The organism is Kutzneria sp. 744 (genome assembly GCF_000568255.1).
In the GTDB taxonomy this organism is placed as follows: Bacteria; Actinomycetota; Actinomycetes; order Mycobacteriales; family Pseudonocardiaceae; genus Kutzneria.
In genome coordinates this window covers 2,695,176-2,708,443 of record NZ_KK037166.1, presented here as the reverse complement: position 1 = coordinate 2,708,443, position 13,268 = coordinate 2,695,176, and the positions used below count along the sequence as shown (strand labels likewise).

The window sequence follows — 13,268 nt, the reverse complement described above, 5'->3', positions numbered from 1 at the left end:
GTCCCGTTTCTGCCACGAGGATGGGCTCTGGGACAGATTGCGTGATCAAGTTTCACGGAGATCGAACGGCCGTAGGGTGATCATCTTCGGAGTGTGATGATCATGCTCTTGACGTGTTGCTTCCACACCTGAGTGGTGTGGTGATCGAGCGGGTCGAGCAGACGGCCGCTGGCGTGCTGATGTGGGTGAACTCGACGGCGCCGCAGGCGGCCTGCCACGCGTGCGGTCACCCCGCGAGCCGGGTGCACAGCCGCTACGACCGCAGGCTGGCTGACGCGGCGATCGCCGGCCAGGCCGTGGCGCTGCGCCTGCGGGTACGACGTTTCTTCTGTGGCAACACCGAGTGCGTCGTGCGCACCTTCACTGAGCAGCCCGCCGGCGTGGCCACTCGGCACGCGCGCAGAACCCCGTTGTCGCGCACGATGCTGACCTCGATCAGTGTGGCTCTGGCCGGCCGCGCAGGCGCGCGGTTGGCCACGGTGCTGGGATTGCCGGCGAGTCGGAACACGCTGTTACGGCTGCTGCGGGCCCTGCCGGAGAAGCCGGTCGGCGAGGTCACGGCCGTGGGCATCGACGATTTCGCAATCCGGAAAGGACAAACCTACGCCACAATCATCATCGATCTCGGGACACACCAACCCATCGACGTGCTCCCAGACCGGGAGGCCGACACGCTCGCGGAGTGGTTGAAGGCCCACCCCGAGATCCAGATCATCGCTCGGGACCGAGCCAGCGCTTACGCCGAAGCCAGCACGCGAGGCGCGCCGCAGGCAACGCAGTGCGCGGACCGGTGGCATGTCTGGAAGAACCTGGGCGAGGCCGTCGAGAAGACCGTCATCGCCCACCGCAAATGCCTGTCCGAGCCCATCACGCCCGACCATCACGCTGAAGGTGCCGTTGACGACCCTACCGAGACGGTCGAGACGGACCCGCCGCCGGCTCCCGACCTTGAGCCGGCCGACCCTGGCGGGCTGGCAGAGTCGTCGTTCGTGGCGAGGATCCGCGAGCGGTACGACGCTGTGCGGGCCTTGCACGCCGAAGGCATGGGGATTCGGGCGATCACTCGCGAGCTGCGGCTGGACCGGAAGACGGTCCGCCGGATCGTCCAAGCCGGCGACGTCGAGGACCTCATCGCCAAGACCACCTCCCGGCACTCACGGCTGGACAACTTCAAGCCCTACCTCAACCAGCGCTGGATCGGCGGCCACACCAACATCACCCGGCTGATCACCGAAATCCGCGAGCAGGGCTACCGAGGCAGTGCCCAGACTGTCTACCGCTACCTGCGCCCCTTTCGCGCCGGCCGCACACCCAGAGCCGTGGTGGCCGCCGCCCCCACAGCCTCCGCTCCGCCGAAAATCCGCCACGTCACCGGGTGGATCATGCGTGACCCCGACAACCTGCCCGACAAGGACTGCTTGCGGCTCAAGGAGATCCTCGCCCGATGCCCCGAACTGGAGGCCACCCGTCGGCACGTCGGCTCGTTCGCGTGCATGATTCGCAACCTCAGCGGCGACCACCTGCCCGACTGGATGGACTGCGTCCGCGAGGACAACCTTCCCGCGCTGCACTCATTCGTCAACGGCCTGCGCCAAGACTTGGCCGCGGTGACTGCCGGACTTACGCTGCCGTGGAGCAACGGTCCCACCGAAGGCACAGTTAACAAGATCAAGCTCCTCAAGAGGATGGCATTCGGCCGAGCAGGATTTCCCTTGCTGAGGAAGAGAATCCTGCACGCGACCTAGCACGGACCTGTCGGATCGAGTCTAGTTGATCACACAACTTGGCCCAGAGCCATTGAGCGCGGCAGGCGACAGCGGAATCGCCCGGGACGACGAAGCGTCGGCAGGATGCGACTGATCGCTGAGCACTGACTATGCACGTCTGCGGCCTTGTGACGCATCGGATGTCCACCGTTTGGGTGGCTGTGGTGAAGAAGTCGTCGTTGGCGTGTTCCCCAACGGTTCCTACAGGGTGGCGGTGCGGTCGGAGGGTCGACTCTGGTCATCGGCGGATGAGGGCGTTCAAGGAGTTTCCAGATCCAGGTCAGTCTCGGCTGCGCCGGAGTCCTAAGTGCTCACCTGAGCCGCAGTCGCCACGCACGTCCGTTCAGGGCCGTTGACCTGCGGTTTGGTGCAGTTGAGGTCCGTTGAGCTCAGTTGGAAGAGCCCATAGGTGTGAACCAAGGACGCCATAATGCGCTGACCTGCGGAAATGTAACTTCCGCAGGTCGGCGCGGTTCCGTTCAGAGTCGTTGAACGCAGTTCCGGGCCGTTGAGCGCGCCTGCCTGCTCCCCATTTGCTCCCCGCGCTGCTCCCCGCTGAGGAAATGCCGCTTCCGGTCGGCGCTACAGTAATCTGCACACACGAGCGTGCCGACGCACAGTACACCGACCGGCCTCAGGGAAGCCTTCTATGCGTGGTGACATGCCGCGTTTGGCCTCTGTGGACAAGTTGCCGGCACGCACCGTCGCTGCCACCTCAGGTTTCAGCCTGGTCCGTTGAAGACAGATTCTCTTGCACGCGTACCTGGTCAGCGTAGCGGCGCCGGGCCCATCGCTGAGCGCTCTCGTACGCGAGAGCCTCTACACGTGTGATCAAATGCTGTGATGCTCGTGAGCCTTCGTATGGCGGAGCTTCTGCCATGAACAGCGCGACCTCCCGCTCGATGTCGTACCACACCATGCTGTGCTCAACCCAATTCTCGTGCGTTTGAAAGGTTGTGCGGACGGCGGTCGCTATCAGCACGACGGCCCCAAGAGCAGCCGTGATCACCGGAGCCAGGTTCGCGGCGGCGGCGACTGGGACCGCGGCCGCCCCCCCGATCGCGGTGACTTCAGTGATCGCATACCGCATCCTGTTCCGTATGACCCCTTCCTGGTGCCACCGCCACCTGGTAAGCACCGACTGTGGGAGTGCTTGGCCATCGTGCCTCGATGTGGCCAGCCACTGATCGAGATCGGTGATACGCTCCGCCTTCAAGGGTCCTTCTCCTCCCGTATGGGCGATCCAGATGTAGGTCGCATCAGAACCCATCGGTGCAACGCACGATCGATCTAGTGACTGTTGCACGTCCCGCCAGTACCCAAGCGATGTACGGACTCGGGAACCGTGAGTCACCCGCGACGCCCAAGGGCGTGGGTTCGGCTGTGGGGCTCGAAAACGCGATTCCGCCGTCGACCTGGGCGTTCCGGATGTCAGGCGGCCACCTGCAACGATCACGTGGTGCTGTTGTCGCTGCTCTACCAGATCGTGCGGTGCCTGCTGGACGTCCCGGCCGTGCTGTTGCGCCGTGATCTGTCCAAGGACGCGGAGCTGTTGGTCCTGCGCCACGAGAACGCGGTGTTGCACCGTCACATCGCCTGGGCTCGTTACACCCCAGCTGACCGGCTATGGCTGGCAGCGTTGTCCCGACTGCTGCCCCGCCGCCGCTGGAAGGAGATCTTCTCCGTCACGCCAGCAACCCTGCTGGCCTGGCATCGTCGGTTGGTCGCCAGGAAGCGGGACTACAGCAGTCGGCGCCGCCCAGGACGCCCACCAACCACGGCAGCGATCAAGAACCTCGTGCTCCGCATGGCGACCGACAATCCCCAGTGGGGGCACCGGCGTATCCAAGGCGAGCTGGTCCGGCTTGGACATCGGATCGGCGCATCGACCGTGTGGGAGATCCTCAACGCGGCGGGCATCGACCCGGCACGTCGCCGGTCGGGGCCGACCTGGAAGCAGTTCCTTTCCGCGCAGGCCAAGGGCATTGTGGCGGTGGACTTCGTGCATGTCGACACGGTGTTCCTGAAACGGATCTATGCGTTGATCGTCGTCGAGCACGGTACTCGCCGGGCGCATCTGGCCGGGATCACCGCCAACCCGACCGGCGCCTGGACCGTGCAAGCCGCTCGCAACGTGCTGATGGAATTCGGTGAGCGTGTCGACACGCTGACGTTCGTGCTGCGGGACCGGGACTCTCGGTTCACTCGCGCGTTCGACGCGGTGTTCGCCGCCGAGGGCATCGGGATTCTCGCCAGCCCTCCTCAAGCGCCTCGTGCGAACGCGATTTGTGAGCGAATGATCGGAAGTCTCCGTCGCGAGCTGCTCGATCGGCTGCTGATCGTCAACGAGCAGCATCTGCGCCGCGTCCTCACCGCGTACTTGCGGCACTTCAACACCGCACGGCCGCACCGGAGCCTCCAGCAGCTCGCACCAGCCCAGGCCGAGACCCGACCTCCGACACCGATCGATCTCGCCGACCACCGCGTCCGGCGGCGACTCATCCTTGACGGGTTGACAAGCGAGTACAAGATCGTCGCGTGATCGACCCGGCCGCCGCGGACCAGCAGGTCGAGGCCAGGATCGAGTATCCGAGCCCCACAAGTTCAGGACCGTTCGGCGCGCCTGTCTGCTCCCCATTTGCTCCCCACGCTGCTCCCCGACATGAGCATGGGACATGGATGACGTTCACGGATGTGGCTTTCGGTACGCGCAGCCCCGCCAACTTCTGGTCGATCCCGGAGGTGCTGTACTGCTGCTGTCGGCTCAACCGGGCGCCGACTCCGCCGTTCCACCGCTTTCCGCAGGTGCGGGTGACTGCGGGATGTCGGCGGAGTGTTCTTCCAGACTGCGTAGTGTGATGTCGTCGCCTCTGACTTTGTTGATCAGGAATAGTTCGCGTGCACGGCAGTCGGAGCAGATCCGTACCGCGGCCAGCGGTGACAGGTCAACGGGCTGCCCCGCCTCGGCGGCGGTGTCGGTTCCGGTGTAGATCCGGCCGGGCCGCAACGGATAAGTGCTGGACCGCTCGAACGGCTCCCAATCGGGATGGCTGCCACGGAGCCGCAGCCCGATCAGCAGGTAGGACGACTCGTCCAAGTATTCGCAGCGCTGGACCCAGTCCCATTGGACCGTCGACAGCCAGTTGGCCGCGGTCAGGGCCGACACCACCAACGGCTCCAACGCCTCGACCTCTTTTTCCAGCTGATACGGCGCGCGTACCCCGTACGCATGTGACGAGGTGTTCCTGACGACTTTGATCGCCCGCAGCAACCCAACCAGCCGGGCGTTGTCCCTCAGCTCACCCAGTTCCCGCATCCTCGACGGTGTGGCTCCCTGTCTGAACCTGTCAACTAGGTTGAGCCACGTGCCGAACGTCGCCCCACTTTTGAACGACTTACCCACCTCATCGCGCAGGTGACCGTGGTCCAGGAACTCGGTCAGGGCAAGGATTCCGACGGTTCGCGCCACCCCCTCGCCCAGCTTGAGCAGAGCGTCCTTGCGTTCAGCCGGTTGACTGCTGAGCCGGTAGCGGCGTGCCAATGCCGCCACGTGGAACGGGTACGTCCACTCGGCCTGCCACACGGGATCGACGACCGAGCCTACGACGTCGCCGACCAGGGCAGCTTGCACGACGATCGACCGAGCGTCCTCCCGAAAGTACCGTACGTCCCGCTTCGTCTCGGAGAACACGTTGGGCAGCAAGTTCGACACGGCGTCGCGCACCGTCGTGCGGCTCTTCTGTATGTCCTCCAGCAGCCCGTCGAGGAGGTTGTCGCTGAACAGGTCGATCGGCACGGGCAAGTCGGCCGGCGGGTACCGCTGAGCGGACGAGAATGCTGTGTGGTCGTTGCGGGAGTTGAGCCACTCGCACAATGCCCGGCCGTAGCGGCTGCGGGGGCGGAGCACTGTCAGCGCAGTCGCCGCGTCGCCAAACCCAACTGGCAGCACCCGCCAGTTGCTGGCATGCCCCACCACGTCGCCTCCCGTGCAGAGCGTCATATTCCGGCTGTTCTCCGGGACTTCCGGCAGTTCGCCGGCGGAATCCGCCGAGTGCAGGTCCTGTTTGCGTAGGTGACGTAGCGCGTTCTCGCCGCTGATCAACTCCGCTCGGGCCACCTGCGGCTCCTCCACCACTTCGTGAAGGGGCACGAAACGGGTGTCCAACGTCGACCGGAAGAACAGCATGGGTGAGATGGCGTAGCCGATCTTTGTGCTGTCTCGGTCGATCCAGGCGTCAGGGGTATGCGGCAGGATTTCGCGGCGTAGGTACTCGTCGAGGTCGGCGTCGAGCGGAACGCGCACGGAGCGGCGCTGGGTGGGATCGGGAAGCGCGACGCCCTGGCGGTATTGGACCGCTCCTTCTGGATGGCGTACGCCGATGGCGCGGACGACGGCTTGTCGGAAGGCCGGGCCGGTCGGCCATGAACGACCGTCGCTGCGCACCGCGCGCTCAATGTCGGCGAGCGCGGTCTGCTCGTCGGGCCAGGTCGAGCCGATCAGGCTGCGGAGCGGCGCGAGGATATCGTTGAGGTTGTCGACGTCGCGGGCGGGCCGGGACTTCGCTAACGCGTCGAGCGCGGCGTTCGTCAGTTCGAAGCGCAGCAGCAACGGGTACTCGACCGTGATCCGCTGGTGGCCGAGCTCCGTGTTGTTGACGATCCGCACCCTGTCGTGCATTGGGTGGTCGGTGTTCCACTGGGCGTGTGCGGTGTCCACGCACGCCTTGACGATCACATTGACCTGCTCGTTGGTGAGGTACCGGCGCTTCGAGCCCAGCGGCTTGCGCATCTGCTCCGCCTGGTCTCGCGCATCGACCAGTACCACCCTGCCCCCCCGCTCAACGGGCTTGCGGTTGCTCAGCGTCCAGAGGTAGGTGGACACCGCCGTGTTGTGCAACAGCCCGTCCGGGAGTGCCACGACGGATTCCAGCCAGTCGTTTTCGATCACCCACCGTCGGATTGCCGATTCGCCGGAGCCTGCTTCGCCCGACGACATCGCGGAGTCGCTGAACAGCACCACGATCCGACTTCCCGTCGGCTTCATCTTCGACAGCATGTGCTGGAGGAAGAGCAGCGACGCGTCAGTGATCCTGGGCAGGCCCGCACCGAAGCGGCCAGCCATGCCGAGTTCCTCATGCTCCTGACGCACCAGGTCTGCCGACCTCTTCCACTCCATACCGAACGGTGGAGAGGCGATGAGGTAGTCGAACTCCTGACCGGTGTGCCGGTCATCGGAGAGAGTGTCCCCGAGTTCGATGCCGCTCGGATCGCGGCCTTCCACCATCATCCGCAGGCGGCAGATCGCCCAGGATTGGTAGTTGACCTCCTGGCCGGACAGCCGCAGCTCCAAGGCCGGGTTGATTGCCGCGACCTGCTCGTCCAGTTCGTCCAGTAAACCGCCTATACCGCAGGCGGGGTCGATCGCCGTTCGGGACACTCCCATGGTCGCCAGGTGGGGGACGTCGGGTGCCAGCAGCAGTTGGACTGCCAGCCTCCGCACATCCGGCGGCGTGGCGTGCTCACCCACGGCCTCGGCGTCTTGCTCCACGAAACGCCGAAGCAGGTCCTCAAAGACGTGCCCCACCTCAGCACCGGATACGGTCTCGCGCCGCAGGTCAAGGTCCGCGAACCGGGCCACAACCTGGTGCAAGACAGCGGCGCTGTCGAGCCGTTGGACGTATTCGAAGAAGCCATACCGCTCCAGCGTCACGCGGACGTCCGAGGGGAAGGTATCGAGATATTCGGATAACGCCTGGACGGTAACGGGTGGCCTGGTCGTCAACTCGGCGAGCGTCGCGCCCTCATCGCCGCGAACGGACTCCAACCGGCGTAGCGCCGTGAAGGGGATGAGCACCGATGCATATTCCGAGGTCTTAACCTCACCGCGCAGAAGATCGGCGATCGACCACACCAGGTTGGTCAAGTGTCGCAGGTTGCTCACGTCTTCCTCAGGTCGGTTGGCAGTCATATCGCAGCCATGATGCACGACGATCGAGGGCAGCAGACCATCGACGCGGTGCGGTCGGTCACCACCCTCCGGGGGTCTGTTGCCGCCAGAAGCCAGCGATCCAAAGCTTGCTCCCCCGACCCCGCCTGGACCCACGGCTGACCGACCTCGACCGCGCGGCAGCCGTGACACCGGCCCCCTGGGCGATCATCTAGTTCCGGTCGGGTCGGGGCGAAGTGCGGTCGCCCGCGCACCAGCACGAATGATCAGTCGGGCCATACCTGCGCGGCTAGTTCCGCCAGGACCACTGCGCGAGCCTGGATGTCTTCGACGCTCCACATCGGACACATCCCTATCGATCGGTTGAGCTGGAGGCTGGACTGCTCAGCGAATTCGGGCTTTTTCACCGACCAGGCCAAGTTGGAGACAGACTGATTGAAGGTCGATGTGACCAGCGTCAGGTTGCCGAATCGGTGCACGGCCTGATCACGTTGCTGGGCTTCGAGTTGGCGGTCTGCGGCATCAGTCGATTCAAGCGGCCAGTGATCCCGCCATGCCTGTGGCATGACGTGCTCAATCTGCAGTTTGTCGTAGTCGAAGGTCGCGGGTTCGGTTTTTAGATTGGCGTTCTGCAGGTGCTCGTCAATCGCACTCAGAACGAGCCGGATGCGCTCTTGCGTCATACCGCCGTAGGCCTTGCGTGTGGTGAACGCGGTGACCAACTCCTGATCCGTCGGCCATGACAGTTGGTCCGGATTGCCTCGCAGTGCGCCGATCACGGCATCCGCTACCGATACGCCGGGGATCGTCGTCCGCTCGGCGGCCGATTTGAGTATGTCGACGAAGACTTTGCCGTAGCCGCGAGTGTTCGCGCCCAGCAAGAACCTGCGGATCAGCCATGACTCGATTGCACGAACAGCTCGTTCTTGATCTGACACAGGCACCAGTTGAGCGGGCCGCGTGCGCAGCCACAGCAACAATGGAAGCGCGGTGGTAAATCCCAACGAGTCGATTCGCCGGTACGATCGCCGAAGCTGCGCCGTTTCAGCATTCTCGGCACCAACGACCACTCGATATGCCTTGCCGAAGTCCCTGAGCTCAGCGAGCACGTCCACCGTCTTGCGTTGGGCGTCATCCAGATAATGGCGCACCTCGCTGTAGAGATGCCCTACATTGGTCTCCGTGGTCGACACCGCGGTCAGCCAACTCGACAACAGCACATCACGGCGCCCCCGCTGGGCGTGGCCACGACCGACCGCTACCTTCCACCACGTGTCGTCGAACGGCGCCCAGTAAGTGTCGTAGACAAGCTCAAGTTCCTTCTCGTCGGACAGTTCGCCCCGGAGAAACAATAAATTCTTTACCAGATCGGCAGCGGACAGTGGCGTCTGGCGACCGTTAAGCACTTCGAAGATGACTTGGGCGTCGTCGTTGTCCTCAAGGTCGATGACAACCAGCTTGAACAAGTCGAGCAGCGCATCAACGAGGACGTCCGTGCGATCAGACCCATCGACGCCGACGGTGGCGGCACGCGCACGCTCGGCAAAGTACTCGCGGGCCTTGAGATAGCCGTGATGCACGGAGGGTGGCGGGGGTGCATCGTCCATCGCGTGCGGCCACACATCACGATCCCGGCGGCGCGGCCACAGCTTGTAGCGCTCTTCGGGGAGTTCGACCACGTCGGGGTGGTTTTCCAGCAATCGGCGGACCTGCTTGACGCGTGCTGATCCGCGTTCGATAAGGACGTCGAGTACGCCTCGCAGTACCAGTTGAATGGTGGTCAGGCGCTGCTGTCCGTCAATGACCGCCCGCAAGTCAAGACCACCGGCCGGAGCAGACAGTTGGTCGCAGACGATTGCGCCCAGGAAGTGTGGTTGCACCTTCTTGTCTGCTTTTGCTAGCGGTTCACCGAGCGACTCGGCATGGCACCGCGCTTGGTGCAACCGGTCGGATGTGTCTTCAAGGTCGGTGAACAACAGTTCCCATTGTCCGTCGCGAGTCCACTCATAGTCTCGCTGGAAGGTCGGCACTACATAACGGCGGTCCTGTGTGAGGATTTGCTTCAACGAATAGGTGTTCGCATCCACCGCGTCGCTACGCTCCCTGTTGACGTGCAGCCAAGGTCACACTCACGATAGACCGCGCGGTGGCGTGACCGGTCCGTGACTGCCCACCTGGCGGGACCCATTCCGCGAACCCTGTACAGCGTCAGAACTTGGCTGGACGTGCTGACCTGCGGCTGGTCGTCTTGTCGAGGTTGGGCATGATCCTCTGCTGTGTCTTCGATTTGTGTATCTGGCTGCTGACGCGTCGCGATGCGGCCGTGGCCGCTGAACTACTGGCGTTGCGACACCGGGTGGCGACGCTGCGGCGGCAGGTTGGTCGGTCTCGGCTGACGTAGTCGGATCGGGCAACGCTGGCTAGGCTGCTGCCTAGACACGTGCTGATGTGTCGGATCGTCGCGCCAAGCACGATGTTACGCGGCAGGGGGACCGATCAAGTGGTGGACGGGTTCACCGCCGGTGGATCACTCGATCGTGGCATTGACTGATCACGGACACTGGGGAGACGTCCGTTGCAAGCTGCTCGTAAGGGGCCGTCGATCTGCGCGGCGGTGCGTACACACACCACCCGGACTTGACTCGGCTGAGTCACCCGTGAGTACCGACAGGTGACTTGATCTGCGTGGACGGGGTTTTCGGCACGCGCAGAGCCGTCGCCGGCCTCATCAACGAGTACCACCGAGCAAGCTGACCACACGACGAACCGGCAGGCCACAGTCGGTGAAGCTATTTTGAAGCACTACGAGTCAGGCGAACTGTCACACTCGGTACCGGTGGCGCCGTGGATGGCAGCCGCTATTTCTCGCCGCTACCGGGTGTGCAGATTTGCAAGGTTTCAAGCCGAATCATGGCTGCTTGCTTTGAGACATTGAATATTTCGGCCATTTCGGCCATGAGTGTATCCGCAGCGGCAGTGCCGGTGGAGACGGTGACCAAGCCGACGTTGGCCATCTGTTGAAACGCGAGACGTTTGAATGGGCGGTCTGGCATAAGAAGCGCTGCCATGCCACGATTGGCCTGAATCTCACGCCAGTCTCGTCGCCGTCGGGTCTGACTGGCGTCCTGCGTGCTCACCGGCACGACATCGCGATATAGGCAGCGCATCAATCCTGCGCGCTCGCCGGGTGCGTTGGAACCAACCTGGGCACCGACAAGTTGAGCCATCTCGGGATCGAATAGATACCGATGCAGCAGAATGTGCGACGCTTCGTGAGCCATGGTGGCGCGCCAACGACCGACGGCGCCAGGGTTCGCAGTGTCCGCTTCGGCCGACTCGGTCAGTTTACTGTTTATGGAGACCACTGGCCGTCGACCAGCTTGAAACTGCGTGAGCCCCAGAACGTCATCAGGCAATTCGGCATACTGATCGAGTTCGGCGTGGAGGTGACTCTCAATGAAACGCTCGAGGTCCGTCACCGGTTCGCTGAGCGACGGCATAAGACTGGCGCGACGGAGTTCATCCTCTGCGATACGCTCAATCTCGTCCGGTTCGTACCAGATTCGTTGATCGCCCTCAGGTCCCTGGTACCACTGCATGTCGTTACTCGCCTGTGCCCTGGTCTCGCTTGTTGATGATCTTCTCGGCTTGCTCGAGCAGGTGCTTCAAGTCCCGCTCGCCAAGGCCGGCGTCGGAGACTCGGCGGAACAGCACGCCGGCCGTGGGATTTGACTGCATGTAGCGCTCCGCCCCTTCGCCGACCCGACCGGCCGCGGCGAGCAGGAGATCAGCATCGAGGTCGAGCGCGGAGGCGAGCTGCATCACGACGGCTTCGGACGGGACGCGTCGGTCGTGCTCAATGTCGTTCAGGTACGACGGCGCACGCTCGATGCGGCGCGCTAGCTCGCGCAGGGACAGCCCGGCAGCCACACGGGCGTCCCGTATGCGCTGGCCGAGTGTTGGGCGTGAGGGTGTGTTCGACATGTCCGCTTACGAGCGTACATGCCGGCGTGTCGAAGACCCACCCCACGCCACGGTGCTACTCTGTACGCATGTTCGCGAACACGCGGGCAAGCGAACACGACGTGGCCGCCGGCCGCGAAGGAGGTCGAGATGAACGAAGCTGCGCACGTTGAGGTCGAGGACACCGCGGACAAGACGGGGTTCGCCATCGTCGTCAACGGCGAGTTGGCCGTGGTCCCGCACGAGGAGGTGTCGTGGACCGAGGTGGTCGCCATCGCCTTCCCGGTGTGGCCGTCCCCGGACAGCACGTTCACGGTGACGTACCGCAAGGCGAAGGGTCCGAAGCACGAGGGCATCCTGGTCGAGGGTGGCGTCGTTGAAGTCAAGAAGCAGGGAACGATCTTCGATGTCACACCCACTGGTAAGTCATAGTTCGGATCTTGCACGGCTGCGCGACGAGGGTTTCGACCTCGAAATCCGGTCGAACTATCTGCTGGTCAAGCATGTGCCGTACGTGACGTCCACACGGGAGGTCGCATACGGCGTGATCATCTCCGAGCTCTCCACGAGCGGCTCGAGCACGATCAGACCGAGTGATCATGTTGTCTCGTTCGCCGGGGGGATTCCGTGCGACCAGCACGGCTCCCCGCTGACGAAGATCATCAATAGCACCGGCGCGATCCAAGTCGCCGAGGGTCTTGTCGCGGACTGCACGTTCTCGAGCAAGCCGCCTGTGGGCTACTACGCCGACTACCACGCCAAGATCACGTCCTACGTGAACATGCTGTCCGGGCCGGCGCAGGTCATCGATCCCGCAGCGACAGCTCGGACCTTCCCCGTCGTGAAGGTAGCCGAGCAGGACTCGGTGTTCCGCTACCTGGACTCGGCATCCAGCCGCGCCAGGATCAGCTCGATCACCGACAAGCTGGCCCTACCCAAGGTCGCCCTTGTCGGCCTTGGCGGAACGGGCTCGTTCATCCTGGACTTGATCGTCAAGACGCCGATCGGCGAGATCCACGTCTACGACCGCGACATCCTGTACGCACACAACGCGTTCCGGGCACCGGGCGCGGCCTCGGTCCAGGAACTCGACGCCGTTCCGACCAAGGTGGAGTACTACCGGCGAATGTACGAGGTCATGCGACGGGGCATCGTTCCGCACCCGGTCCATGTCGACGAGTCGAATATCGACGAGCTGCGAGCGATGACCTTCGTCTTCTTGGCCATGGACTCCGGTCCTGCCAAGAAGTTCATCGTGACGAAGTTGGAGGAGTTCGGGATCCCGTTCATCGACGCGGGCATGGGCGTCTACCGGGTCGGCGAGTCACTCGGGGGCATTCTGCGGGTCACTGCGAGCACACCCGAGCACCGCACCCATGTGTGGGACCACCAGCGGATACCGTTCGGCGACGAGGAAGACGACGAGTACGACCGCAACATCCAGACCGCTGATCTGAACATGCTCAACGCGGTCCTGGCTGTGATCAAGTGGAAGAAGCTGTATGGCTTCTATCTCGACCAGGAGCACGAGATGTTCACGACCTACACCATCGGCGGCAACCAATTGCTGAATGACGACCAAACACCATGAG

Annotated in this window: 9 protein-coding genes; 4 read left to right on the top strand and 5 right to left on the bottom strand. The window is 63.7% G+C overall.

Going from position 1 to position 13,268, the window contains the following annotated elements; translation table 11 throughout:
- Nucleotides 1–140 precede the first annotated feature (140 nt).
- Complete coding sequence (locus KUTG_RS11990; protein WP_232240767.1) at nt 141–1,745, top strand: ISL3 family transposase; 1,605 nt, start codon at nt 141–143, stop codon at nt 1,743–1,745.
- A 736-nt stretch (nt 1,746–2,481) separates the two neighbouring features.
- On the opposite strand, the gene KUTG_RS11985 is transcribed toward KUTG_RS11990, so the two are convergent.
- Nucleotides 2,482–3,036 (bottom strand): DUF4231 domain-containing protein, encoded by a 555-nt coding sequence (locus KUTG_RS11985; RefSeq protein WP_084579210.1) that lies wholly within the window; start codon nt 3,034–3,036, stop codon nt 2,482–2,484.
- Between the two features lie 189 nt (nt 3,037–3,225).
- Here KUTG_RS11985 and KUTG_RS11980 point away from each other — a divergent pair, with 189 nt between their 5' ends.
- Nucleotides 3,226–4,308 (top strand): integrase core domain-containing protein, encoded by a 1,083-nt coding sequence (locus KUTG_RS11980; RefSeq protein WP_043729071.1) that lies wholly within the window; start codon nt 3,226–3,228, stop codon nt 4,306–4,308.
- 222 nt (nt 4,309–4,530) lie between these two features.
- Here KUTG_RS11980 and KUTG_RS53285 read toward each other — a convergent pair whose 3' ends face one another.
- The 4 genes from KUTG_RS53285 to KUTG_RS53280 form a co-directional block, all read right to left on the bottom strand.
- A complete protein-coding gene (locus KUTG_RS53285) occupies nt 4,531–7,689 on the bottom strand; it encodes a class I SAM-dependent DNA methyltransferase (protein WP_198047113.1) in 3,159 nt (1,052 codons plus the stop codon).
- Between the two features lie 290 nt (nt 7,690–7,979).
- Entirely contained in the window at nt 7,980–9,800 is a 1,821-nt protein-coding gene (locus KUTG_RS11970; RefSeq protein ID WP_043716818.1) for a DUF262 domain-containing protein, read from the bottom strand.
- Between the two features lie 771 nt (nt 9,801–10,571).
- Nucleotides 10,572–11,312: an ImmA/IrrE family metallo-endopeptidase gene (locus KUTG_RS56215; RefSeq protein ID WP_084579208.1), complete on the bottom strand. Its 741-nt coding sequence runs from the start codon at nt 11,310–11,312 to the stop codon at nt 10,572–10,574.
- 4 nt (nt 11,313–11,316) lie between these two features.
- The gene (locus KUTG_RS53280; protein ID WP_084579206.1) at nt 11,317–11,697 is read right to left on the bottom strand and encodes a helix-turn-helix domain-containing protein; all 381 of its coding nucleotides are present in this window, start codon (nt 11,695–11,697) and stop codon (nt 11,317–11,319) included.
- A gap of 129 nt (nt 11,698–11,826) precedes the next feature.
- Between KUTG_RS53280 and KUTG_RS11960 the strand changes: the two genes are divergently transcribed.
- Both KUTG_RS11960 and KUTG_RS11955 read left to right on the top strand, forming a co-directional pair.
- On the top strand, nt 11,827–12,108 hold the full coding sequence (locus KUTG_RS11960; protein WP_052394363.1) for a multiubiquitin domain-containing protein: 282 nt from the start codon (nt 11,827–11,829) through the stop codon (nt 12,106–12,108).
- Nucleotides 12,083–13,267 (top strand): ThiF family adenylyltransferase, encoded by a 1,185-nt coding sequence (locus KUTG_RS11955; protein ID WP_043716816.1) that lies wholly within the window; start codon nt 12,083–12,085, stop codon nt 13,265–13,267. The genes KUTG_RS11960 and KUTG_RS11955 overlap by 26 nt, the downstream gene beginning before the upstream one ends.
- Nucleotide 13,268 lies beyond the last annotated feature (1 nt).

Excerpts from the sequence above, each read along its gene's own strand:
- KUTG_RS11985 (WP_084579210.1), bottom strand. The coding sequence starts at position 3,036 with ATGGGTTCTGATGCGACCTACATCTGGATCGCCCATACGGGAGGAGAA.
- KUTG_RS56215 (WP_084579208.1), bottom strand. The coding sequence starts at position 11,312 with ATGCAGTGGTACCAGGGACCTGAGGGCGATCAACGAATCTGGTACGAA.
- KUTG_RS53280 (WP_084579206.1), bottom strand. The coding sequence starts at position 11,697 with ATGTCGAACACACCCTCACGCCCAACACTCGGCCAGCGCATACGGGAC.
- KUTG_RS11960 (WP_052394363.1), top strand. The coding sequence starts at position 11,827 with ATGAACGAAGCTGCGCACGTTGAGGTCGAGGACACCGCGGACAAGACG.
- KUTG_RS11955 (WP_043716816.1), top strand. The coding sequence starts at position 12,083 with ATGTCACACCCACTGGTAAGTCATAGTTCGGATCTTGCACGGCTGCGC.